The 24,476-nt window shown below is 58.9% G+C and carries 23 protein-coding genes, 1 tRNA gene and 1 pseudogene; 8 read left to right on the top strand and 17 right to left on the bottom strand.

Annotated elements, in window-relative coordinates:
• Positions 1–6: 6 nt before the first annotated feature.
• The 16 genes and pseudogenes from DOM32_RS01745 to DOM32_RS01670 all read right to left on the bottom strand — a co-directional run bounded on the left by DOM32_RS01745 (position 7) and on the right by DOM32_RS01670 (position 15,076).
• On the bottom strand, positions 7–1,395 hold the full coding sequence (locus tag DOM32_RS01745) for a glycosyltransferase (RefSeq protein WP_167400639.1): 1,389 nt from the start codon (positions 1,393–1,395) through the stop codon (positions 7–9).
• A gap of 13 nt (positions 1,396–1,408) precedes the next feature.
• The gene (locus DOM32_RS01740) at positions 1,409–3,280 is read right to left on the bottom strand and encodes a glycosyltransferase family 2 protein (protein WP_110630632.1); all 1,872 of its coding nucleotides are present in this window, start codon (positions 3,278–3,280) and stop codon (positions 1,409–1,411) included.
• 48 nt (positions 3,281–3,328) lie between these two features.
• Positions 3,329–3,877: a dTDP-4-dehydrorhamnose 3,5-epimerase gene (rfbC, locus tag DOM32_RS01735; protein WP_110630630.1), complete on the bottom strand. Its 549-nt coding sequence runs from the start codon at positions 3,875–3,877 to the stop codon at positions 3,329–3,331.
• Positions 3,878–3,917: 40 nt separating this feature from the next.
• A complete protein-coding gene (gene rfbA / locus DOM32_RS01730) occupies positions 3,918–4,823 on the bottom strand; it encodes a glucose-1-phosphate thymidylyltransferase RfbA (protein ID WP_110630628.1) in 906 nt (301 codons plus the stop codon).
• Positions 4,824–4,905: 82 nt separating this feature from the next.
• Positions 4,906–5,793 carry a dTDP-4-dehydrorhamnose reductase gene (rfbD, locus tag DOM32_RS01725; RefSeq protein ID WP_110630626.1) on the bottom strand — a complete coding sequence of 296 codons (888 nt, stop codon included), beginning with the start codon at positions 5,791–5,793 and terminating at the stop codon, positions 4,906–4,908.
• On the bottom strand, positions 5,790–6,869 hold the full coding sequence (gene rfbB, locus DOM32_RS01720) for a dTDP-glucose 4,6-dehydratase (RefSeq protein WP_110630624.1): 1,080 nt from the start codon (positions 6,867–6,869) through the stop codon (positions 5,790–5,792). Before rfbB ends, rfbD begins: the two co-directional genes overlap by 4 nt.
• A gap of 602 nt (positions 6,870–7,471) precedes the next feature.
• Positions 7,472–9,382: a sulfate adenylyltransferase subunit CysN gene (gene cysN, locus DOM32_RS01715; RefSeq protein ID WP_110630622.1), complete on the bottom strand. Its 1,911-nt coding sequence runs from the start codon at positions 9,380–9,382 to the stop codon at positions 7,472–7,474.
• A 78-nt stretch (positions 9,383–9,460) separates the two neighbouring features.
• On the bottom strand, positions 9,461–9,805 hold the full coding sequence (locus DOM32_RS01710; protein ID WP_110630620.1) for a four helix bundle protein: 345 nt from the start codon (positions 9,803–9,805) through the stop codon (positions 9,461–9,463).
• A 156-nt stretch (positions 9,806–9,961) separates the two neighbouring features.
• A pseudogene (gene cysD, locus DOM32_RS01705) lies at positions 9,962–10,835 on the bottom strand (sulfate adenylyltransferase subunit CysD).
• Positions 10,836–10,975: 140 nt separating this feature from the next.
• Complete coding sequence (locus DOM32_RS01700) at positions 10,976–11,698, bottom strand: phosphodiesterase (protein WP_071229899.1); 723 nt, start codon at positions 11,696–11,698, stop codon at positions 10,976–10,978.
• Entirely contained in the window at positions 11,698–12,144 is a 447-nt protein-coding gene (locus tag DOM32_RS01695) for a DUF1249 domain-containing protein (RefSeq protein ID WP_071230002.1), read from the bottom strand. Before DOM32_RS01695 ends, DOM32_RS01700 begins: the two co-directional genes overlap by 1 nt.
• A gap of 105 nt (positions 12,145–12,249) precedes the next feature.
• Entirely contained in the window at positions 12,250–12,876 is a 627-nt protein-coding gene (locus DOM32_RS01690) for an NUDIX domain-containing protein (protein ID WP_071229900.1), read from the bottom strand.
• A gap of 339 nt (positions 12,877–13,215) precedes the next feature.
• Entirely contained in the window at positions 13,216–13,827 is a 612-nt protein-coding gene (locus DOM32_RS01685) for a tetratricopeptide repeat protein (RefSeq protein WP_071229901.1), read from the bottom strand.
• A 199-nt stretch (positions 13,828–14,026) separates the two neighbouring features.
• Positions 14,027–14,230 (bottom strand): hypothetical protein, encoded by a 204-nt coding sequence (locus DOM32_RS01680; protein WP_157957001.1) that lies wholly within the window; start codon positions 14,228–14,230, stop codon positions 14,027–14,029.
• A gap of 150 nt (positions 14,231–14,380) precedes the next feature.
• On the bottom strand, positions 14,381–14,620 hold the full coding sequence (locus DOM32_RS01675; protein WP_071229903.1) for a hypothetical protein: 240 nt from the start codon (positions 14,618–14,620) through the stop codon (positions 14,381–14,383).
• Positions 14,621–14,989: 369 nt separating this feature from the next.
• A tRNA-Leu gene (locus DOM32_RS01670) sits at positions 14,990–15,076 on the bottom strand.
• Positions 15,077–15,210: 134 nt separating this feature from the next.
• On the opposite strand from DOM32_RS01670, the gene queA reads away from it, so the two are divergent.
• The 7 genes from queA (at position 15,211) to DOM32_RS17995 (ending at position 22,631) form a co-directional block, all read left to right on the top strand.
• On the top strand, positions 15,211–16,248 hold the full coding sequence (gene queA / locus DOM32_RS01665; protein WP_110630616.1) for a tRNA preQ1(34) S-adenosylmethionine ribosyltransferase-isomerase QueA: 1,038 nt from the start codon (positions 15,211–15,213) through the stop codon (positions 16,246–16,248).
• A 219-nt stretch (positions 16,249–16,467) separates the two neighbouring features.
• Positions 16,468–17,586, top strand: coding sequence for a tRNA guanosine(34) transglycosylase Tgt (tgt, locus tag DOM32_RS01660; RefSeq protein ID WP_071230003.1), 1,119 nt, complete (start codon positions 16,468–16,470; stop codon positions 17,584–17,586).
• A 105-nt stretch (positions 17,587–17,691) separates the two neighbouring features.
• Positions 17,692–18,024 carry a preprotein translocase subunit YajC gene (yajC, locus tag DOM32_RS01655; RefSeq protein ID WP_071229905.1) on the top strand — a complete coding sequence of 111 codons (333 nt, stop codon included), beginning with the start codon at positions 17,692–17,694 and terminating at the stop codon, positions 18,022–18,024.
• Between the two features lie 105 nt (positions 18,025–18,129).
• Positions 18,130–19,977, top strand: coding sequence for a protein translocase subunit SecD (gene secD / locus DOM32_RS01650; RefSeq protein ID WP_071229906.1), 1,848 nt, complete (start codon positions 18,130–18,132; stop codon positions 19,975–19,977).
• Positions 19,978–19,989: 12 nt separating this feature from the next.
• A complete protein-coding gene (gene secF, locus DOM32_RS01645) occupies positions 19,990–20,895 on the top strand; it encodes a protein translocase subunit SecF (protein WP_071229907.1) in 906 nt (301 codons plus the stop codon).
• 264 nt (positions 20,896–21,159) lie between these two features.
• Entirely contained in the window at positions 21,160–22,362 is a 1,203-nt protein-coding gene (locus DOM32_RS01640; RefSeq protein WP_110630614.1) for an AI-2E family transporter, read from the top strand.
• Positions 22,363–22,436: 74 nt separating this feature from the next.
• A complete protein-coding gene (locus tag DOM32_RS17995; RefSeq protein WP_244179763.1) occupies positions 22,437–22,631 on the top strand; it encodes a hypothetical protein in 195 nt (64 codons plus the stop codon).
• A 115-nt stretch (positions 22,632–22,746) separates the two neighbouring features.
• Here DOM32_RS17995 and DOM32_RS01630 read toward each other — a convergent pair whose 3' ends face one another.
• Positions 22,747–23,541, bottom strand: coding sequence for an inositol monophosphatase family protein (locus DOM32_RS01630; RefSeq protein ID WP_110630610.1), 795 nt, complete (start codon positions 23,539–23,541; stop codon positions 22,747–22,749).
• A 135-nt stretch (positions 23,542–23,676) separates the two neighbouring features.
• Between DOM32_RS01630 and DOM32_RS01625 the strand changes: the two genes are divergently transcribed.
• On the top strand, positions 23,677–24,459 hold the full coding sequence (locus DOM32_RS01625) for an RNA methyltransferase (RefSeq protein WP_071229911.1): 783 nt from the start codon (positions 23,677–23,679) through the stop codon (positions 24,457–24,459).
• Positions 24,460–24,476: the final 17 nt, after the last annotated feature.

The following is a 24,476-nucleotide window of genomic DNA, read 5'->3' as shown; positions in this document are numbered from 1 at the left end:
TTCACCTCAATTGATATTTTTAAAAACTTTCATGTACGATAGAGCAGACAACTTATAACTTAATGGCGACTTAATAGCCTTATGAAAACCCATCCATTCATTATCATCCATAGCAGCAGCACGCTTAAGCGTTTCTGCCAAACTGAGCGGGTTTCTCGCTTCGAAGTGTAGACCATCGACTTCGTGATTAATCTTCTCTTTCATCCCACCAATATCAGAAGCGATGACCGGTCGGCCATTTACAAAGGCTTCCTGAATCACCATGGGTGAATTTTCCCACCAAATGGAAGGAATGATGACCCAATCGATGTTACGCATTCGATCGCGTACCTGGAAAGGTTCGTAGGAACCTACCCATCGCAGTGAACCCTCCTCCATCAGGATATTAGCCATCTGCATCACCGATGTCTTGAAATCATCGGCCTGATGTTCAAAATTGGCGCCGTGTATCTCTACGACAAGCCTATCGCGCTCTTCTTTTTCCATCGACAGCATGGCATGCATGAGGATATCGATGCCCTTGAAGGGATTAATCTGACCAAAAAAAGCCAAACGATTACGTGTCGGTTTGCTTGGTTTTAGGCAAGATTGAGATGCGCAGCGTTGAGTGGTCCGGCAAGCGGTGCCACCCTGCTCACCATCTATATCAGCACGAACGTCTAGCATGTCATCTGCTTCTGCAACAGCGGGCAGCGTCCGTGGCGCAAGCTTGGATTCGGGAGACTGGCCGTTTTCTATCACACTGATCTTTTCTTCAGGAACTCCCCACTCCACATAACGCTGTTTTAGGAAGTTTGATGGGGAGACAAAATGATCAACGTAATCAAAGTGATGCCCAATGAAACTTCGCCGCAGCCAAAACTGCTCTTTCGAGAACTCTGGAAAACAGCGATGACAATCCTCCAACGACGAGCGGAAGCACAGCTTATTGGACCCACGCTTGACCATCTGTCCCTGCTGATGGCAAATCGCCATATACTCATGCAGCGTCAGCACAACACGGATGCTGGGATCTTCTTCCTTTATGATTCGAAGCAGCTCGATGCCCAGGTGAAAGTAGTGGTGCAGGTTCACCACGGTGGGTTTTAATACACGTATCAGTTGGCGGAAATCATTCCATACTGCATAACTGTTGGCCGCTTTGAGCAAGAAAGAGTCACCCAACGACTGCTGCCACAGGTATTCGTTTTTTCTACGCAGGGTCAGCGCACCGGTGGGGCCGTTGCCACTGTCGTGCCGCGCGATAAACCAAGCCTGTTCTATGCTTTCATCATCGCGCAGGGCCTTGAATATATTATAGGCGGCAAGCTCGCCGCCACCTAGAGAAAAATCGGGATGCCCGTGGGCCATTACCAGAACGCGAGGCGAGTGATTTTGTGCCGATACCGATTCCATAGCCATTCGCTCCTTAAGTAAACCGCTGCATTACTGACGGAATCTGCTCTCCCCATCGCTGGGTATGGCGCCAGGCATTGAAGCGAACAACCAGAGTTCGAAACGACGTGTCTCCCAAGGCTGAAAAAGACTGGCGCTCCAAGTGCACCAACTCCACGCCCGGCACATACCCCACCTTGTGACCCGAGGCGACGACCTTCAGACAGAGATCCGAGTCCTCAAAATCACCTATTAGATAGCCTTCATCAAGCCCGCCGACTTTATCATATAAGTCTCGCGTCATGATGACGCATGCCCCTGTTACGGCAGGCTTCTCGATAACCTCCATACCCTCAGGCGCCTCGTCGAATTGCGGTGCCAGGCCAACCAAGGGATGCTTATTGAGCCATACTTTCCAAGAACTGGAGTAGAAAAATACCATCCCCGCATGCTGTATCCCACCTTCGGGGTTCAACAGACGGGCACCCAACATGCCGAATTGCGGATATGCATCGAGAAGACTGCTTAGCTGACTCGCCCAGCCCGGCTTCATCGGGAAGGCATCGCTATTCAACAGCAGCACTTGGCGACCATGACTAACGCTAACACCTAGATTATTAGCCCCGGAAAAGCCTCGGTTGCGATGCCCCCAAACCAACTTGAAAGGAACTTCGTACAAGCGGTAAAGATTTTCAACTTCATTGGAAATCGCGGTGAGAATGCGTGGATCATCCACCACGTAAATAATTTCGGTGCTCTCTAAAAGGGCGGGATCGCATGAGAAAGCTAGTAGCTGATGTTCCACAAAGTCCCAACGGCTATACAAGGGGATGATTAAGCTAAGGGATGGTGCCTTGGGAACATTCCCAAGTATTTGCACCTCAGGCTCATTGCTGCAGGAATCGAAATAGGTCTGGCGTTCAGTCAGCAGATCTTCGATCAGAGCGCCCTCCCACCGGTTTAACCGCTCATTAAATTTCTCCGCCGGTGTAGGCACTGTAAAAGCCCAGCGGGCATACCCTTCAGGATCGCTGGAAACCTCTTCCGGAGAGCTACTAAACACTTCAAAGGCCTGAGTAGACTCAGGATGATAAGCAATGAGCCTCAAGACCGCGCCAGGTGTAAGGGCATAAGGCCAAGGCATCACGAATCCCGCATCTACCGTATGCTGGCCAAATTGATCACGAAACAGTTCGACGATGTCTTGGCGCTGATAACGCAATGCCTTATCCAGCGACTCGACATTCCCTTCACTATCACAAAGCCAAACCTCCCACCCCGGTTTGATGACCACCCACCCTGCTAGCAAGCCACTACGCCGGGGCATAATGCCAAAGCGGTCCAAATGGGCATTTACCTTCATGAAATCAGGATTCCGCCAAATGGCACTTTGCAAAAATTCTGACGCATACACCATTTTTTCAGAAGATTTAAACTCAGGCTCACTTTTTATAGATTCTTCATAAGGCACAATACTATCAGACTCTTCTTCAAATTCCGGAAAACTGACATCGAACAGCCGCATTTCATGTTCTTCTTCCGGCTTCCAACCCACATAAACTCCTTGCTGAGGCAGTGTTTTCAATTGCGTTTTTAATTGAAATCCGTGACACTTCAATGAAGCATTAGCCTCTCGCATACTGTTTGAAACGTCAGCACGTGGTCTATGCGTGGATGTCGCCTTCTGGATAGTACCGTCTACCCAAAGAGTCAGCGTGGTCGAGGCAGTACTGGCCTCCCAACCTTCCACAAGCAACTCACCCTGTGCAAAACTTATGCTGTCTATTTTTATCGCCGACTGAGGCTTATTGCCGCGCGTGACAACATAAGGCGAAGCCTCGATGTCGTGGCCGATGACGTTTTTCGACTTGATGCCCGCCTTAGCCGGCTTTCCTATTTTGAACACGCTTATGTCCTTTACGATATGCTTTAGTACTATTCGATAAAAATAATCTTAGGAAAATTTCTTTGCCTCTATGAACAAGCTACCCTGTTCATCCTTCTCGGAAACCTGCGGTGCCTTGCCATCCACCAGCAGCCAGTCGATGGCCAGTGCCGAATCGTCCCAGCGAATACAGTACTCGTCGCCTGGGTTATAGTAATCGGTACACTTGTACTGGAATTCCGCCTCGTCGCTGATCACGTAAAAGCCATGCGCGAAGCCGGGCGGCACCCAAAGCATCTGCTTATTCTCGGCACTCAGGGTTGCGCCCACCCACTGGCCGAAAGTTGGGCTGCTCTGACGCAGGTCCACGGCCACGTCGAATACCTCGCCGCGAGTGACACGCACCAGCTTGCCCTGGGGCTTTTCCAGCTGGTAATGCAGGCCACGCAGGATGCCGTGGGCGGAGAGGCTGTGGTTATCCTGAACGAACGCATAGTTACCGCAGTGCTGCTCGAATTCGCTCTGGCGGAAGGTTTCCATAAAGAAGCCGCGCTCGTCGCCAAAGACTTTCGGCGTCAGTAGAACGACATCCGGGATTTTAAGTTTCTCGAATTGCATAATGAACTATTGGGTTTTACTAGAAGAAGAAAGAGGAGGCTCAGTCGGTAGCCAGGGCAGCGTTACGCTTGGCCTTTTGCTTGACCAGTCGCTTCAGATATTTGCCGTAGCCGGTCTTGGCCAGGGCTGTCGCTTTCTCGAGCAGGTCATCATCACTGATCCAGCCCTGCAACCAGGCAATCTCTTCCAGGCAGGCCACCTTCAAACCCTGACGGTGCTCGATGGTCTGCACGTACTGGCTGGCTTCCATCAGGCTGTCGTGGGTGCCGGTATCCAGCCAGGCGAAACCACGCCCCAGCCGTTCGACGTTGAGGTCGCCACGCTCGAGATAGGCATTGTTGATGCTGGTGATCTCCAGCTCGCCGCGTTCGGAGGGCTTGACCTGCCTGGCGATTTCCACCACGTCGTTGTCGTAGAAGTAAAGGCCGGTCACGGCGTAAGGCGACCTGGGCTTTTGGGGTTTCTCCTCGATGGATAGCGCACGCCCTTCGTCGTCGAACTCCACCACACCGAAGCGCTCGGGGTCCTTCACCAGGTAGCCGAACACGGTCGCGCCGTGGGGCTGGCTTGCGGCGCGCTCCAACTGCTCGGAGAAATGCTGGCCATGGAAGATGTTGTCGCCCAGTACCAGGCACACGGCGTCATCACCGATGAACTCCTCACCGATCAGGAAGGCCTGGGCCAGTCCGTCCGGTGACGGTTGCACGGCATATTCGAAGCGCACGCCAAACTGTTCGCCATCACCCAGCAGGCGCTGATACTGAGGCAGGTCGTCCGGGGTGGAAATGACCAGTATCTCGCGAACCCCGGCCAGCATGAGCACCGAGATCGGATAATAGATCATCGGTTTGTCGTAGATCGGCAACAGCTGCTTGGAAACCCCGTGGGTGATGGGGTGTAACCGTGTGCCGGAACCGCCGGCAAGAATAATGCCCTTGCGAGCCATAGCCTTTTTCTCTTCTCATCGTCTGGCTGTCGCTGCCGGTAGGATGCTTACAAGCAGCAAACAGATTGAATTTCGTACTGGCCTACCGGCTCAGATGTTCTTGCAGGGTCAACGCAAGCTGTGACTGCCAGTCCGGCAACTGGATGCCCAAGGCTTCTTCCAGCTTGCCCAGCGCCAGCCGTGAATTTCTTGGCCGCGATGCGGGCGTCGGGTAATCCGAGGTAGGAATGGGGCTTACGCTTGCCGGCTCAAGGGCAAGCGCTTCGCCGGCCTCGGCTGCCTGACGGAAGATTTCCTGTGCAAAGGCACACCAGTTGGTCTCTCCCCGAGGCGCCAGGTGATACAACCCTGAGGGAAGAGCCAAATTGTTACCTTTCGGATTCAGCGCCAGCGCCGTGACCTGGGCGATCAACCTGGCGGGGGTCGGCGCGCCAACCTGGTCGTCGACTACCGCCAGAGCATTACGCTCGCGACCCAGACGCAGCATGGTCTTCATGAAATTGTGACCACGCGCGGCATAGACCCAACTGGTACGAAAGATCACGTGGCGGCAGCCGCTGGCCAGGACTGCTTGATCGCCGGCAAGCTTGGAAGCCCCGTAGACGGAAAGTGGCCCGGGCGCACTACTCTCTTTCCACGCGGCGATACCATCGCCGGGATAGACATAGTCCGTGGAGTAATGCACCAGCGGAATCCCGGCCTGCCGGGCGTAAGTGGCCAGTTGAGCCGGTAGCTCGGCGTTCAGCCGGTTCGCCAGGGTGGGTTCGCTCTCGGCTTTGTCGACGGCTGTGTAAGCGGCGGCGTTGACGATCAGGTCAGGTTTCTGGCTTTGCAGCCAGGTCTCTACTGCGGTTCTCTCAATGAGATCCAACACGTCACGTGTAGGCGCCAACACCTCTCCGAAAATGCAGAGTTGACGTTGAAGCTCGAAACCGACCTGCCCGGAGCCTCCGGTGACGAGAATTTTCATACCAGCGTCCCCAAGCGTTCACCGCGATAGCTGCCATTCTGTACTCGCTGCCACCACTCGCGATTGGCCAGATACCAATCCACCGTTTTAGCCAGGCCGGACTCGAAGGTCTCCGCTGGCGTCCAGCCGAGCTCGCGCGCGATCTTACCGGCGTCAATGGCATAGCGAACGTCATGCCCAGGGCGGTCGGTAACGAAGGTAATCAGATCCGCGTAGCGATCGACACCCTTGGGTTTCTCGGGTACACGCTCTTCGAGCAGCGCACAGAGTGTTTGAACGACTTCAAGGTTAGCCTTTTCGTTGTGCCCGCCGATGTTGTAGGTCTCGCCGATCTTGCCTTCGGTCGCAACCTTGATCAGGGCGCGCGCGTGGTCTTCGACGTACAACCAGTCCCGAATCTGCTGACCGTCGCCATAAACCGGCAGCGGTTCGCCTGCCAGGGCGTTGAGTATCATCAGAGGGATCAACTTCTCAGGGAAGTGATACGGCCCGTAGTTGTTGGAGCAATTGGTAACCAACGTGGGCAGGCCGAAGGTACGTTGCCAGGCTCGGACCAGATGGTCCGATCCCGCCTTACTGGCAGAATAAGGGGAGCTGGGGGCGTATGGTGTCGTCTCGGTGAAGAGATCATCACTACCGTGAAGATCACCATAGACTTCATCGGTGGAGATGTGGTGAAACCGGAAGCCCGTCGCCTGGTCAGGGTCTCGCTGCTTCAACGCTTGCCAATATTCCCGGGCGACCTCAAGTAGCTGGCAAGTTCCTACCACATTGGTTTCGATGAATCTGGCCGGCCCGTCAATGGAGCGATCCACGTGGCTTTCCGCGGCCAGGTGCATCACGATGTCTGGCTGACAGTCGCGAAATATCCGGCGCATACCATCACCATCGACGATATCCGCTTGCACGAAGCGGTAACGTGGGTTGTCCGTGACTTCCGTCAGCGATTCCAGGTTCCCTGCGTAGGTCAATTTATCGACATTGACGACGGTGTGCCCAGTCGAGCGAATCAGCTCACGAACGACAGCGGAACCAATGAAGCCGGCGCCACCCGTGACAAGAAAGGTTTTTTTCATACTCAATACCCGGAGTGCTTTCCAAGCTTTAACACTGCTCAGACCAGGCCCAAAACACAGCCAGAAAGTCTTTACATCATTGAAAGTTACAACTTATTAATCATAAGTCGAATTATGCTCGGCACAAATTCAAGTGTTCACCAAGCACTAAAACCCTGATAACAACCATGCTTGCTTGGAACTAAAACATCGATGCGAATTGGCTTTTAATAGATGGCCTAACTGTTCGCCATTTTTAAAAAAGCCACGCTACCGCCAAGGCAGGTGCTACCAGATCACTGGCCAGCACCACCCGATTCATCTATTTGAATGTTGTCTAAGCCGCAGCATTTTGCCGCTACCGCGCCCTATGCTAGGACGAAAATATTACATTGCTCATGCTTCTGTAACAATGGGATACACTAAGAAATTTTTGTCGGCAATAGCCAATTTCCTACAACGCTTTAGTACAAAAGCCATTGACTCGCCGATAGGGGCAGGCGGTGCCTGTGTATAAGGAATAAGCATATGCAAGCCGGTTTAAAGCAAAAAGGTCGAACAGCAGACATAAAAAAAGCCTTTTCGACTCTTTGTCCGAAAAGGCTTTTGGCACCAGGTTCAGTTCATGCTATTACGTTATATTGCCGTAGCTTAAGCACCAGCTCCTTGACAGTATCTTCCACGCTCAGTTCGCCCGTATTGATCTCGATTTCCGGATTCGTGGGGGCTTCATAAGGCGAGCTGATTCCGGTGAAGTCTTCGATCTCTCCGGCACGGGCCTTTTGGTAGAGACCTTTGGGGTCGCGCTCTTCACAGACTGCCAACGACGTGTTCACGAACACTTCGATGAATTCGTCGCTGTCGACCATGTTGCGGACCAGGTCTCTATCACGCTGGAACGGCGAGATGAACGAGACCAGCGTGATCATGCCGGCATCGACCATCAGCTTGGCGACTTCGCCCACCCGACGAATGTTTTCCTGACGATGATCGTCGCTGAAGCCGAGATCGCCGCACAGGCCATGGCGCACGTTGTCGCCGTCCAGCAGGTAGGTGCTGTAGCCCATGCCGAACAGTTGGCGCTCGAGCGCGTTGGCAGAGGTTGACTTGCCTGCGCCGGAAAGCCCGGTGAACCAGATGATGCACGGCTTCTGATGATTGCGTTCGGCGCGACGCTGCTTGGTCACGGCCATGTCGTGCCAGACGATGTTGCTGGCGCTGAGCGTTTCCACCACCATGCCGGCGCCCACGGTGACGTTGGTCATGCGGTCGATGATGATGAAGTTGCCGGAGTGCGGTGAGCGCGTGTAAGGGTCGAGCCCCAGCGGCTGCTTCACTTCGATCTGGCAGCGCGCGATGCCGTTGAGCGGGATTTCTCTGGCCGGATGGCGCTCGAGCGTATTGACGTCGGTCTGGTGGATGATCCGCGCCACGCGACCGCTGACGACGCTGGTGCCCGCCTTGAGCTCGTACTCGCGTCCCACTTCCAGCGGCGTATCGTGCATCCAGACGATATCCGCGGTGAACGCCGTGGTCGGCTCCAGCTTGCTGTCCGCCGCGACAAGCATGTCGCCACGGGAGATATCGATCTCGTCGGCAAGCGTGACGGTGATTGCCTGATCGGGATAGGCAACCTCGAGTTCGCCATCGTAGGTTACGAGGCTTTCGACGGTGGATGTCCTGCCGGAACCGAGCACGCGAATGGCGTCGCCCGGGCGAAGAATGCCGGCCGCCAGCGTGCCGCAGTAGCCCCGGAAGTCGAGGTTCGGCCGGTTGACGTACTGTACCGGGAAGCGCAGATCCACAAGGTTGCTGTCGTGCTTGACGTCCACGCCTTCCAGCAGGCGCAGCAGCGGTTCGCCATCGCCTTGTGCGTACCAGCTCATGTTCTCGCTGTCGTTGACGACGTTGTCGCCTTCCAGTGCCGATATCGGCACGAAATGCAGATTGATGTCGTCGTTGAGATTCTTCGAGAATTCCTTGTAGTCGGCGACGATCTCGTCGAAGCGATCCTGGGAATAGTCGACCAGATCCATCTTGTTGACGGCGACGATCAGGTGACGGATGCCCAGCAGCGAGCAGATATAGCTGTGACGGCGAGTCTGGGTCTGAATGCCGTAGCGCGCATCGATCAGAATGATCGCCAGGCTCGCGGTCGACGCACCCGTAGCCATGTTGCGGGTGTACTGCTCGTGGCCCGGCGTATCGGCGATGATGAACTTGCGCTTGTCGGTGGAGAAAAACCGGTAGGCGACATCGATGGTGATGCCCTGTTCCCGCTCCGACTGCAAGCCATCGACCAGCAGCGCCAGATCGACCTTGTCGCCGGTCGTCCCGCTGGTCTTGGAAGCCTGGGTGATCGCCGCCAGCTGATCTTCGTAGATCATCTTGGAGTCGTGCAGCAGCCGACCGATCAGGGTCGACTTGCCGTCGTCGACGCTGCCGCAGGTGATGAAGCGCAGCAGATCTTTCTGCTCGTGCTCTTTCAGATACGCTTCGATGTTTTCTGAGATCTTCGGTGAGGCGTGTGACATTGGGCAAACCCCGCTAGCTTTGAGCTGTAAGCTGTAAGCTGTAAGTCACCCCACAGCCTGTCACTTCCAGCTCTAGATTCATTCGTTATCCAGAGTGACTATCAACCCGTTGAGCATCGAAGATATCTCTCGGGTTTCCTGTAACCATCGCTGGCCCTGCTGATGTTCGATATAGCCGATTTCCATGCCGATATAGACCTGAGTACGCAACTCGGCACAAGAGCCTCTGGCAACGATCAGGAAGTGGCGTTTGTCCTTGCTCGTATACCGGCTCATGCCCTCAGCAATATTGCTAGGAATGGAAAGTCCTGAGCGTGTGACCTGGTCTCGAAAGCCAAAATCACGCAGGGCGGAAAAGGTCTTATAGAGCTCAGCTGACAAGCGTGCCGAGCGTTTCCAAACCTGCAATCTTTCAAAATTCATGATTCCACTCCAAGCCGTAAGCCAAAAAACAAGCGCTTTTACCTGTAGAATCGAAAGGTTTTGGCTTTTGATTTTTCTTACAGCTTAAAGCTTATGGCTTACAGCTGGTTTCGCTTCCAGCTTCCCTCTTCCGTCTCGGGCTTCTAACGCTGCGCGTTAGAAGTACCCCTCCCGCTTCTTCTTCTCCATCGAGCCGACCTGGTCGCGGTCGATGGCGCGGCCGGAACGCTCACTGGTGCGGGTGAGCAGCATCTCCTGGATGATCTCGGGCAGCGTGGCGGCTTTCGATTCCACCGCGCCGGTGAGCGGGTAGCAGCCGAGCGTGCGGAAGCGGACCCATTTCTCTTCGGGGACTTCGCCGGGTTCCAGCGGCANNNGGTGCGGAGTAGTACAGCGGGACGATGGGGATCGATTCGAGATAGATGTACTGCCAGATATCCAGCTCGGTCCAGTTGGAGAGCGGGAAGACGCGGATCGATTCGCCCTTGTTGACCTTGCCGTTGTAGAGGTTCCACAGCTCGGGGCGCTGGTTCTTGGGGTCCCAGCGGTGGTGCTTGTCACGGAAGGAGTAGACGCGCTCCTTGGCGCGGGAGGCTTCCTCGTCGCGACGGGCGCCACCGAAGGCGGCATCGAAGCCGTACTTGTCCAGTGCCTGCTTGAGCGACTGGGTCTTCATGATGTCGGTGTACTTGGCGCTGCCGTGGTCGAACGGGTTGATGCCGGCGGCGCGGCCTTCCTCGTTGATATGCTCGATCAACTCCATCCCGACGTCCGCGGCCATCCGGTCGCGGAACTCGATCATTTCCTTGAACTTCCAGGTGGTGTTGACGTGCATCAGCGGGAACGGCGGCGGCCCGGGATAGAACGCCTTGCGTGCGAGGTGCAGCATCACCGAGGAGTCCTTGCCGATGGAGTAAAGCATCACCGGATTGCCGAACTCGGCGGCAACCTCGCGGATGATATGGATGGACTCGGCTTCGAGCTGCTTGAGATGGGTCTGGCGCTGAGCGCTGACGATAGGAGCTGTCATGGTCGATGTCTCACGGTCGCCCTCTGAAATCAGATGGCAAAACAGAATATGGGCTTCTCTGGGAGTCAACCCTAGCGAGACTTCGGTAATAACGTCAAAGAATCAAAGATGATCCAAAAAGCGTTTTTGGTTATAAACAGCTAGAGATCGACGCGTTCGATCCAGGTCGACAACGACTCGCCGCGCAGATCGACGACACGTAAACCGGGCCGCGCCGCCTCGTCGATCGCGAACTCGTGGCTCTTCGGCAGGAACTGATCCGAGGTCGACGGACACCCATAGACGGCCACGACGCCCTGCCAGGCGGCAAACGCCTGATGGATATGACCACAGATCAAGGCCTTGACCTGCGAATAGGGCGAGAGCGTTTGCCACAGCGCGTCCCGGTCCTTCAGACCGATGGCGTCCATCCACACCGAACCGATATCCAGCGGCGGATGATGCAGCGCGACCAGCGTCGGGCGATCGTCCGCCTCGAGCTGCCACGCCAGCCGCTGCAGCTGGTCCTGCCCCAATTCTCCGCCGGGTTGACCGCTGATCCGAGAGTTCAGCAACAACACCCGCCAACCGTCGAGATCGAGCTCTTCGTGAAAAGGCTGGCACTCTTCCATCAGCTCCGGCTGATCGTGGTTGCCGGGGATCCAGAACCACGGGCACCCCACGGCCGCGAAGGCCTGGCTGGCGTGGCGATAGGCAGCAGGTGTCTCATCCTCGGCAATATCGCCGGTGACCAGCAGAATATCGGGCCGCAGCGCCCTGGCGCGCTCGACGACCGCCTGCAACTGGCGCAGCGGAAACCCCTTGCGCGACGTGCCTCGAGGGTCGGCCAACAGGTGACAATCGGTGATCTGGATCAGGCGCATCAAGGCGTTTCCGGTACGTCGACGGCGTGACCGTGCGCCAGCCCATGCTGCAGCCACTCCCCCAGAAAGCGGTTGAGCTGCAATTTTTCATCGGGCTGATGCATCTGCGGGTTGGGATAGCGATAGCGACCCTGGAAATGGCGTTGACGCTGAAAGTCGGTCACTTCCGCCATGTCCGCATCGTGGTAGAGATGCACCGTCATCCGCGGCGAATCGACGAAGCTGTCCAGCACGCCGGTCTGGGAAACCCGCGCAACCGTGGTGTACGGCGCCTGCTCGAGCACCTCGAACCACAGAGTACCGAAGCGTGCGTGTTCGCCCGCCAGCGGCACTTCCTTGATGTCACCCGGCTCCATATCCATGACGAGACGGCACAGCCGCAGATAATTGCTGCTGCATTCCGCCTGAAGCGTCTTGAGATCGGTGACGTAAGCGGTCTTTCTCATGGTGTTCTCCTGGCGCATGACGGCCTCCAGTCAGCTCGAGTGTCCGGCGCAGCCGCAGGTGATCGTCGACGACTTGCCGCCACTGCTGCGCTACCGACTCTCGCTTCAGGCCTTGGCTCTCAGTGTGGCGCGCTCGCGTGCCAGCCAGTGAAAGCCAATCAACGCCATGGCATTGTCCAATTGTCCCGCCATCAGTCGATCCCATGCCTCGGGAAACGACATGACGTGAACCAGAATGTCTTCGTGTTCGTTTTCGACGCCGTGTATGCCGCCGAGCCCCGTGCTGTCGATCAGGCCACAGAACAGCGTGACCTGCTCGGTGCAGGCGCCAGGACTCGGATAATAGCGATGGAGCTCGATCAGTTCACCGATATCGCAACCCGCTTCTTCCTGCGCTTCGCGGCGCGCGACATCCGCCGGTGTCTCGCCGGGCTCCACCAGTCCGGCGACCGGCTCCAGCTTCCACGGCGAGATCGGATCGTCCAAAGCGCCGGCGCGGATCTGCTCGACCAGCACGACATGGTCATGAATCGGATCGTAGAGTAGTACGCCGACCGCATCCCGGCGAACGTGAACTTCTCGATCGATGGCCTCGCCCCACTCGCCATTGAACCGACGATGACGCAGGCGACGCTTCTCCAGGCCAAAGAAGCCCGAGTACAGCGATTGATCTTCGAGTCGCTCGATATCCTTGGCATCGAAACGATTGACCCGGTCGATCTCACGATCCATGTCGCGGCTCCTTGCCTGGGAACAGGAGCCTCATTATTGCGGCACCGCGAACCGATTCCAACCGCTGCCGTCCTGTTTCGCCGGCAGTTGGCATTTCCGGCAGCCATGATGGGGGCTTCAACACTTCCGTGCGATGCGGCAGGTTTCACGCGGAAGCCAGGCTAGCACCTGCTTCAATCAGAACTCACGGAAGTTCGCGCCAATCAGGCGGATCGGCGACGACACCATCGAACAGGAGACGCCACCAGACAGGATCGCTCGGATGAATAGATCAACGAAAGCGCGCGCTGGACTATCGGCCTGGGCCGCTTCTCAAGGCCGCTCTGCACTGGGTAGCGCTTACTGATGCTCGGCCAGCCAGCGCCCGGCCTCTTGCCGCAGCGCCTCGTCGGAGGGACGGCCGGCCCGAGGTTGGCCATCGACGGCGCGTTTGGCGTACGTCAACGCCTCGGCAGCCTCACCCTGCTCCTCGAGGAACTGGGCGTAATAGAAGTTGGTATCGATGCCATCGGGACGAATGCTGACCGCCTTGTGCAGGAGCTCCCGGGCCTTGTCCGAGTCTCCGAAAGCGATCGGCCAGCCCGGGGCATGCTGGTAGAGCGCGCCCAGCGTCACGTAAGCCGAGCCACTTTCCCCCTGTGGGTCGAGGGAGATCGCCTTTTCCAGCACCGTGCGAGCCCGCTTGGCCAGATCCAGCGCCCCCAGCCCGCCCTTCGCCTTGGCGAAAGAGGCCAGGACGACGCCCTGAGCCGTCAAGACATGGGGATTCTCAGGCTGGCTGCGGGCCAACGCATCGGCTTCGTCGGCAAGGTCCTCGAACGCCTTCAACTGCGCATCGCCCTGCATCTGATATTCGACGTTGCCCCACCGCTGCATCAGCGAAAACAGCGTTGAATCCGGCATTTGCGCGACCGCCACCGTTACCCAGATCAAACCGAGCAGCGGTGTCATGACCAGCCATCTCGAAAGCTTCGGGAAATGTCTCCATCGAGAACGAGGAAATAAGGACTGAGGGCCCTGCCGCCACGGCTGTCGCATCGACATCGCTCCATAAAGATCCGTAGCCGCAATCTAACGAACGTTTGAATTTATCTCTATAAGGTTTTAGTCGCAGAACGAAAGGTATGACTGGCACTTGGTTAGGGTTCCATTACAAACCGATGAAACCAAACCCGTGAAAAATCACCAGCGCTATGGATATCGAGACGATCGCCAGGAGAGCTGCCAATATGCTGCTGTGAAATGCGATATCCGAATCTCCATGCACCTGGCTGCTGACGCCATAGGTAATGAAGCCGACCGCCAAAGCAGGTAGGGTAATCGAACCAAGAATCATGGGGTACGAGAGTATCACCCTGTAATCTCCGTAGCCTGACTCTTGATAACCTACCACACCGCGTTATCGATTGGCGCTGCGCCATTCGTCATGGATCGGGTCTTATGAGGCATCAACAAAACATCGCCGAATTGCCGATGCTGGGATATTAGCCATCATGCCTCATAGCTAGTCGCGAGGAAGTTCCGAACCGTCGTAGTCCTGAGTATCGTCCGGCTGTGATCCAGGCTCGCTGGAAGTCTCGCGTTCGTAATTGCGAGCGGCTTCAATAGCTTGCGGCTCGGTCTCATGCCGAGAAATCTCGCGCTTCCCATTGGGATCCGTGACGTCTACCACGCGCCAGCCAGACACGATAATGCTCTCTTGTGTTTCTTCCTTGATGGGTTCGATACGTGCTGTACGAGTCATATGGCCTCCTGCCTGATAAGCAATCTGCCACTCTGTATAGCTCAATAGCTCACAAACTTCCTGGTTGCGATCTTACTTTCCGCGAGGATGGCTATTTCAATATAACCAGGGCAGCCAAGTAGCTCAGGAGGACTTTGGCAACTTCATGCGCGCGCTGAAGATGCTCAGCTCTTGCACAGAGATATGAAAAGAGCGGTTGAAGCCGGGTTCGGGAAAAGTCATCGGATGGGAAGAGAGAAATCTGAATGTGTCACAGTCGCGGCGAAGGAAGGCGAGCGTCACGATATGTGTCACTTCAGCCTACAGGTTCGAGTGCTCATATCGCTCTCATGAGGAAAGGATAAATAGAGAGCAATTGAAGGGTTGGAATGGTGCCGGCGGTCGGACTCGAACCGACACACTGTCTCCAGCGGCGGATTTTGAATCCGCTGCGTCTACCAATTCCGCCACGCCGGCAGCGGAGAGGCATTATACGGACGCTTGGCCCGGCGTCAATCACCACGCTGACTTAATCGGTCGGGTGCTTTATGATGGCGCCCTTTCGAACGCTACCCGACCATCCTGATTCGAGCCGATACGCGACCTACGCCATGCAGCGCGCCGATTTTCATTTTGATCTGCCCGACGAGCTGATCGCTCGTTACCCTTCCGAACAGCGAACCGACTGTCGCCTGCTGTGCGTCGACGGTGAATCCGGTGCGCTGGAACATGCTCGCTTCCCCGATCTGTTGTCGAGGCTCGAACCCGGCGATGTGGTGGTATTCAACGATACCCGCGTGATTCCGGCACGCCTGTTCGGCCAGAAGGCGAGCGGCGGCAAGGTCGAGATGCTGCTGGAACGCCCGCTGGACGCCCACCGCGGGTTGGCTCATCTGCGTTCGAGCAAATCGCCCAAGCCAGGCACGGAGCTGATCTTCGAGGGCGATATACATGCCGTCGTCGAGGGCCGCCGAGACGCCTTGTTCGAACTGCGTTTCCTGGGCGAGACACCATTGATCGCCCTGCTCGAGCAGCACGGCCACATGCCGTTGCCGCCATACATCACCCGCGAGGACGAGCTGGCGGACCGCGAGCGCTACCAGACCGTCTATGCCCGCCGCGAAGGCGCCGTGGCCGCCCCCACCGCCGGGCTGCACTTCGACGAGACGATGATGGAAGCCCTGCGCGCCAAAGGTGTCGAGACGGCCTTCGTCACGCTTCATGTCGGCGCCGGCACCTTTCAGCCGGTGCGCGTCGACGACATTCGCGAACATCACATGCACAGCGAGTGGCTGGAAGTCGATGAATCGGTCTGCGAACAGGTCAATCGCGCCCATGCCGCCGGCAACAAGGTCGTCGCCATCGGCACCACTAGCGTGCGTTGCCTGGAAACCGCCAGCCAGGGCGGCGATGGCGAGCTGGCGCCGTACCGTGGCGAGACCGATATCTTCATCTACCCCGGCTATCGCTGGCGCTGCGTGGATGCACTGGTCACCAACTTCCACCTGCCGGAATCGACGCTGTTGATGCTGGTCTCCTCGTTCGCCGGCTACGAGACCGTGATGCGCGCTTATCAGGAAGCCGTCGCCGAGCAGTACCGCTTCTTCAGCTATGGCGATGCGATGTTTTTGACTCGCCAGCCCAACTGATCCACAAACGCTTTGCACGCGGCTTCGGGCGCGTTGTCATAAGACGCAACTGAACCATACACGTTTTGCGCGCGATGTCAGGCGCGCCGATGTCACAGGCTTTGCGCGCGGCCTCGGGCGCGTCCATATAACAGGCTTTGCGCGCGGATTCGGGCGCGTTAAATCGCGCGGCTTCGGGCGCGTTAAATCAAGAGAGACACCATGCGAGACGAATGCTTCATGAAATTCGAGCGACTGGGCCAGGAAGGTCGCGCCCGTCGCGGCCGGCTGACCTTCCCGCGCGGCACGGTGGAAACGCCGGCCTTCATGCCGGTAGGTACCTACGGCACGGTCAAGGGCATGACGCCCAAGGATGTCGAGGCGATCGGCGCCGAGATCATCCTCGGCAACACTTTCCACCTGTGGCTACGGCCGGGCACCGAGGTGATCGAAGCCCACGGCGACCTGCATGACTTCTCCCAGTGGCAAAAGCCGATCCTGACCGACTCCGGCGGCTTCCAGGTGTTCTCGCTCGGGGCAATGCGCAAGATCACCGAGCAGGGCGTGCATTTTCGCTCGCCGGTGGACGGCGCCAAGGTCTTCATGGGGCCGGAAGAGTCGATGGCAGTGCAGCGCTCGCTGGGTTCCGACGTGGTGATGATCTTCGACGAGTGCACGCCCTACCCCGCCACTGAAGACGAGGCGCGAAAGTCGATGGAACTGTCGCTGCGCTGGGCGGCCCGCTCCCGCGCCGCGCACGGAGATTCCCCGTCGGCGCTGTTCGGCATCGTTCAGGGCGGCATGTACCCCGACCTGCGCAAGCGCTCGCTCGAAGGGCTGCTGGAGATCGGCTTCGATGGCCTGGCGATCGGCGGCCTCTCGGTGGGCGAGCCGAAGGAAGAGATGATCGGCGTACTGGATTATCTTCCGACCTGGATGCCGGAAGACAAGCCGCGCTACCTGATGGGCGTCGGCAAGCCGGAGGATCTGGTCGAAGGCGTACGTCGCGGTATCGACATGTTCGACTGCGTCATGCCGACCCGCAACGCCCGCAACGGCCACCTGTTCACCGCCGACGGCACCGTCAAGATTCGTAACGCGACCCATCGCCACGACACCAACCCGCTGGAAGCCGACTGCGACTGTTACACCTGCCAGCACTTTTCTCGCGGCTATCTACACCACCTGGATCGGTGCGGCGAAATGCTCGGCTCGATGCTCAATACGGTTCACAATCTCCGCTACTATCAGCGCCTGATGGCGGGTTTGCGCGGGGCTATCGAAGCGGGTACATTGGCCGACTTCGTAGCACAATTCTACCGGCGACGCGGACTGCCCGTGCCGCCCGGGGTCGATTGACAGGATTCAAACCGGCCGTCGGCCGGCATGTCGTTTCGTCAGTCTCATCCAGGTAACGGTTTCATTACACGACCATTTCCCTACACAACCTTCGGAGATACATCCATGCTGGACTTTTTCATCCCTGCGGCTCACGCCCAGGAGGCGGGCGGCCCTGCCGGCGGTGGTATTGCCCAGATCATCATGCTGGTCGGCTTCGTGCTGATCTTCTACTTCCTGCTGTGGCGCCCGCAGTCCAAGCGCGCCAAGGAACACAAGAAGTTGATCACCAACCTGTCCAAGGGTGACGAAATCGTGATCGGTGGCGGGCTGCTCGGCCGCATCACCAACGTGACCGACGATTTCATCAGCATGGAGATTGCCGAGGGCACCATCGTCAGCGTTCAGAAGAGCGCCGTGGCCTCCGTTCTCCCTAAAGGCACGTTGAAGTCGCTGTAACGCTCCTGGCTGCCGATGCTTCCCATCGGCAGCCATCTCTTTTTGCGACACTCTTCGCACGACGATCGTCGCCAGATCGTCATTGATTGAAAGGACAGGGCTTCCATGCTCAATCGTTACCCCCTGTGGAAGTATCTGCTGATACTCATCGTCTGTGTTGTCGGCGTCATCTACGCGTTACCCAATCTTTACCCACAGGACCCCGCCGTCCAGATCAGCACGACCAACGGTTCTCTCGGCGATCAGCAGCTCGACCGTGTTACCCGGGCGCTGGCCGAGGAAGATATCCAGGTCAAATCGGCAGCGATGACCGGTAACAATACCGCCCTGATTCGGCTCGCCGACGCCGAACAGCAGCTTCCCGCCCGCGATGTGGTCGACGAAACGCTCGACGACGACTACACCGTGGCGCTCAACCTCGCCGATTCCACGCCGTCCTGGCTGACCAGCCTCTCCGCGGCACCGATGAAACTCGGTCTCGATCTTCGGGGCGGGGTGCATTTCCTGCTCGAAGTCGACATGGATGCCGCCGTCGAACAGCGACTCGAGGCGACGGCGAGCGCCATCCGTGCCGATCTTCGCGACGAGCGCATCCGCTATCGGTCCACCGACATCGACGACAACGCCCTGCATCTCGAATTCGCCAACAGCGAAGACCGTGATGCCGCCCGCGAGCAGATCAGCCAGACGTTCAACGAGTTCCAGTTGGAGAATCGTGAAGAGGGCCGCCGCGCGTTCCTCGACATGACGCTGACCGAGCAGTCGATCCAGGACATTCAGGATTACGCGGTCCAGCAGAACCTGACCACGATCCGCAACCGCGTCAACGAACTCGGGGTTTCCGAGCCGCTGGTCCAGCGCCAGGGCCCGAGCCGCATCGTGGTGGAACTGCCCGGCGTGCAGGACACCGCCGAGGCCAAGCGCATCGTCGGCGCCACCGCCAACCTGGAGTTCCGCCTCGAGGCACGCCCGGACACGCCGGATGCCGAAACCGAGACGTTCCCGTTCCGCAACAGCCCGCAGCGCACCGCGGTACTGTCGCGTGACGTGATCATCACCGGCGACCGCGTATCCAGCGCCAGCCAGGGCTTCGACCAGAACGGCCGCCCGCAGGTCAACATCAACCTCGACGGCACCGGCGGCTCGTTGATGAACCAGGCGACCCGCACCAACATCGGCCGCAACATGGCGGTGCTGTATATCGATCACAGCACCGAAATGCGCACCGTCACCAAGGATGGGCAGCAGGTTCAGGAGCGTATTCCGACGACGAGCCGCAGCATCATCAGCCTGGCGACGGTACAGAGTGCGCTCAGCAACCGGTTCCGCATCACCGGCCTGGACTCGCCGACCGAAGCCAGCGAACTGGCGCTGCTGCTGCGCTCCGGCTCGCTCGCCGCCCCGATCTACTTCGTTCAGGAACGCACCATCGGGCCTAGCCTTGGCGCCCAGAACATCGAGCGCGGCATCTTCTCGGTGATCGTTGGCGGCCTGCTGGTCGTGGCGTTCATGCTGATCCGCTACAAGGCCTTCGGCGTCATCGCCAACGCCGCGCTGGCGGTCAACCTGGTGCTGCTGATCGCGGCCATGTCGCTGCTGGGCGCCACGCTGACGCTACCCGGCATTGCCGGCATCGTGCTGACGCTCGGCATGGCGGTGGATGCCAACGTGCTGATCTACGAGCGCATAAGAGAAGAACTCAGGCGCAAGACACCGGCGCAGCAGGCGATTCATGCCGGTTACGGCCGCGCCTTCACCTCGATCGTCGACGCCAACCTGACCACGCTACTGGTCGCGGTGGTGCTGTTCTCGATCGGCACCGGCCCGGTGAAAGGCTTCGCCGTGACGCTGTCGCTCGGCATCCTGACCTCGATGTTCACCGGCATTCTGGTGTCGCGTGCCCTCGTCAACCTCTCCATCGGCGGCAAGCCGGTGAAGAAACTGTGGATCTAGGAGACGCGAGCAATGCGCCAATTCGATTTCATGGGCAAGCGCCGCATCGCTTTCATCGTCTCGATCGTGCTGACGATCGTATCGATAGCGGCCCTGGCCCTGCTGAACCTCAATCTCGGTCTCGACTTCACCGGCGGTACGGTCGTCGAGCTCCACTATGCCGCGGTACCGTCGCTCGACGACATCCGTACGCTGCTGGCCAACAGCGGCTTCGAAAACTTCTCGGTACAGACGTTTGGTGCCGCCGACGAGATTCTGGTACGCCTGCAACAGACCTTTAGCAATGACGTCGGCAATCAGGTCGTTTCGGCACTGAGCAGTAGCGGCGCCCAGATCGATCTGGTTCGCGCCGAGTTCGTCGGCGCCCAGGTCGGCGACCAGCTACGCGACCAGAGTGGCCTGGGCATGCTGGTGGCGCTGGCCGGCGTGGCGGTCTACGTCGCCTTCCGCTTCCAGTACAAGTTCGCCCTGTGCGCGATCATCTCGCTGGGCCACGACGTGCTGATCGTGCTGGGACTGTTCGCGCTGTTCCAGTGGGAGTTCGATCTCACGGTGCTCGCGGGGATCATGGCGGTCATCGGCTACTCGCTCAACGACACCATCATCGTCTACGACCGGATTCGCGAGAACATCCGCCTGTCCCGTAGCGACAATCTGGCCCAGATCTTCAACGAAGCCATCAACCAGACGCTGTCGCGCACCCTGGCGACGTCCGGCACCACCTTGCTGGTGCTGTTCGCGCTATTCTTCCTCGGCGGCGACATGATCCACAACTTCGCGATCTCGCTGATCCTGGGGATCGTGGCCGGTACCTTCTCCTCGGTCTATGTCGCCGCGGCGCTGCTGATCGTGTTCAAGCTGGAACGCCAGGACCTGATTCCGGTGAAGAAGGAAGAGGTCGAAGAAGAGCTGCCCTGAGCCGGAAGGCCCGCAAAGCGCCTCATCGGCAACTCGGTAACAGCCTCGCAAACCCCTCTTCGGAGGGGTTTTTTACACCCACCCTATTGAAACCCTTCCTGAAACCTTGCCGGTCAAGGCGTTTAGTCAACTGCACCCATGGCTTCCCGGCACGCCGATAAGTGCGAATCGAATCCCGTGAGGTATGATGATTCGCTGCCGACTGGCATGCCGTTCGATTTCGCCCGGATAACCGGTTTCCTTCGTCACGTTCACGAGTCTTTCATGGCCCCCATCTTTGCCGACAGCAGCGTCGCCCGCTGGCTTCTCGTGCTGGTGATGATCGCCGGCGTCTACTTCTTCATCGACTTCCTGATTCCCGTGCTGGCCGCGCTGATCATCTGCGTCGCCAGTTGGCCGCTCTATCAGCGGCTGTTGGCGAGTTGCGGCCAGCGCCGGGCCCTGGCCGCCAGCATCGCGCTGGGCCTGATCATTCTCTGCCTGGTGATCCCCATGGTGCTTGCCTGCTCCTACGCCTTCCAGGAACTGAAGGGCTGGGTCGGCTGGCTGATGGTCGCCAACGAGCGCGGCATTCCGACGCCCTCCTGGGTTGCATCTCTTCCGGGCATCGGAACCTGGCTGGCCGAGCAGTGGCAAGCGTCCCTGGCCGAACCCCACGCGCCGGAGTCTCTGATTCAACTGGTAGGCGGCGAGCATATCGGCAACATTTCCCGCTGGGTGCTCGCTCTTGGCAGCAATGCGCTGCATCTGGCGCTGACCCTGCTGTTCATGCTGATCACGCTGTTCTTTCTCTACCGGGATGGCGCCGGCATGGCGCGCCAGTTGGACATCGTCGGCGAACGGGTACTGCCGGCGCGCTGGCAGCGCTTCTCGCGAGTGGTGCCGGCGACGATCAGTTCGACCGTGATGGGCATGGGCCTGATTGCCCTCGGCGAAGGCCTGGTGCTCGGTACCGCCTACTGGATCGCCGGCATTCAGTCCCCGGTCGTGCTCGGCGTCATCACCGCGTTCATGGCGCTGGTGCCCGGTGGCGCGCCGCTGACGTTCACGCTGGTCTCGCTCTATCTGCTGGCAACCGGACACATGGTCAACGGCATCGGACTGTTCATCTGGGGCGCTTTCGAACTCTTCGTCGTCGACAAGACATTGCGCCCGCGCCTGGTAGGCGGCCCGATCAAGCTCCCATTTCTGCCGACCTTCTTCGGTCTCGTGGGGGGCGTGAAAACCATGGGGATCGTCGGCCTGTTCGTCGGCCCGGTGCTGATGGCGCTGCTGGTCGCCAGCTGGCGGGAATGGTTGCATGACGACAGCGCCCCGGATGCCCCGTCGGAAGCCGAGCGCTGGGGCTACGGCAAGCGCAGACCGGCCGCCACGAGCCGCTCCTCCGCCACACGCCGAGACGATTCGAGGGGCATGCGAGCGGCGGCGAGCACGAACGCCGACGCCAATGCCGATATCAGCCGCTAGCCTCGTCACGGGCTCGTTGCCGCCGGTTCATCGTCGCGAGAACGACCGGGGCGCTACCGTTCGAGCCGAAGACCGTGACGTCTCAACTTGCGCACCACGCTAGGCTGACTGATACCCAGCCGTTCGGCGAGCGTGCGATCGGCTTCATGCTCAAGGATGGGTTGCTCGCCAACTCGCCGATCTATGCCGGGCTCGCCTTCGGCATGATCGCGTTCGTCGTGGGCAGTCTGCTTACCCGCCCCCATTCGATGGTGGCACCGACGCCCTGATTCGACCTGGATTCGCGACTCAACCCCAACGCAAAAGCGCCCTGCCGGGATAACCCGACAGAGCGCTTTCTGGTGATTCGCCGGACGGCGAATCTTGCCGACCGAGACCGCTAGCCTAGACGCTCGCCTTGAGCTGCTGTGCCAGTGCCTTGTAGAGGCGCGGGCCGGCGGCCATCAGGCTGCCGCCGTCTTCGACACTGGGCGAGCCGTCGATGGCGCCGGTCAACGCACCGGCTTCCTTCAGCAGCAGCGAGCCGACCAGGCGGTCCTGCTCTTCCAGCCCGAGAACGAAGATCGCGTCGGCACGGCCGGAGGCGAATTCGATCATGTCGAGCAGCGCGCAGCCCGTGCCGGTCAGGGTATCGATCTGGGGGCCGAGGCGTTCGACCACGGTGAGATATTGCGGCAGCCACTGGGAGCGCGCCTCGAGCGTCGGCCATGCCAGTGCCACTCGGGCACCATTGACGCTGATGGTCTTGGAGACACGCATACGCTTGCCGTTGCCCTGGGCGCCACGACCGCGGCTGATCAGGAACTCGTCGTCGCTGAACGGCGAGACGACCACCGCGTGTTCCGGACGCCCCTTGACCAGGCATACCATCGAGATCGCGAACTGGCGGCTCGCCACTCCAAGATTGGATTCACCGTGGATCGGCTCGATGTGCCAGACGGTGTCCTTGTCGGTACCCTTGCCTTCGCGGTAAGGCGTATAGCGACCGGAAATGCCGTGCTGCGGATAACCACGGGAGAGCTGATGCACGATCAGCGTTTCGGCGTTGCGTGCCGTATCCTCGAGCAGACCGGCAGTTACCTGCTCGTCATGGTTGACCTCGAGACGGTCACGGATACGTACGAATTGCTCAGCGGCACTGCGAGCGGCACGCAGCGCATATTGAACCATCGGATGCATGGATCTGGCCTTGGGGAAATCGAGAGCGGAGTCGAGAGCTGTTAAAGAACGCCGCGCAGTCTAACAGAAGCAGGCTTGCCGAGTCATGCTAGACTGCGCGCTTTCCCGATTGCCACAGCCCTGATAGCCGCCTTTATGCTCGACCGTATCCGTATCGTCCTCATCGGCACCAGCCATCCCGGAAACATCGGCGCCACTGCCCGCGCCATGCGCAACATGGGTCTCGAGGATCTCGCCCTGGTCACGCCCCGCTGCGATCCCAGGGACCAGGACGCCTATTCGCGCGCCTCCGGGGCCAACACGCTCGTCGACGCTGCGCGTCAATTCGACGCACTCGAAGAGGCCGTTGCCGACTGCACGCTGGTGGTCGGCGCCAGCGCGCGCTCGCGCCATCTGCCGTGGCCGATGGTCACTCCTCGAGCCCTGGCGGAGAGCCTGCCGGCGGCGTTGGCACCTGAAGGCACCCGGGTCGCACTGGTATTCGGCCGAGAGGATACCGGCCTGACCAATGCCGAACTGCAACGCTGCCATCAGCACGTGCATATTCCGACCAACCCGGACTTCAGCTCGCTGAATCTGGCCGCGGCCGTGCAAGTGCTCGCCTACGAATGTCGCCAGGCATTCCTCGCCCTGGACGACGCTTCGGCGACTCCTGCTGCCGAGCCGGACCGCGAGGCCGACCTGCCCTTCGGCGTGACGTGGGACAACCCGCCTGCCACCCATGCCGACCTGGAGCGCTTTTTCGCTCATCTCGAGAGTACGCTCACGGCGATCGAATTCCACGATCCGGACAACCCGCGCCAGTTGATGGCCCGCCTGCGCCGGCTCTTCATGCGCGCCCATCTCGATTCGATGGAGATGAATATCCTGCGCGGCATTCTCGGCACGATCGACAAGCGGCTGCGGGAGAAGCCCTGACTGTCGCGGGGCACCAT

The sequence above is a fragment of the Salinicola salarius genome (genome assembly GCF_003206135.1).
GTDB classification, from domain to species: Bacteria; Pseudomonadota; Gammaproteobacteria; order Pseudomonadales; family Halomonadaceae; genus Salinicola; species Salinicola salarius.
Note: the sequence above shows the minus strand (reverse complement) of the source record. Positions and strands in the feature narration are given on the sequence as shown.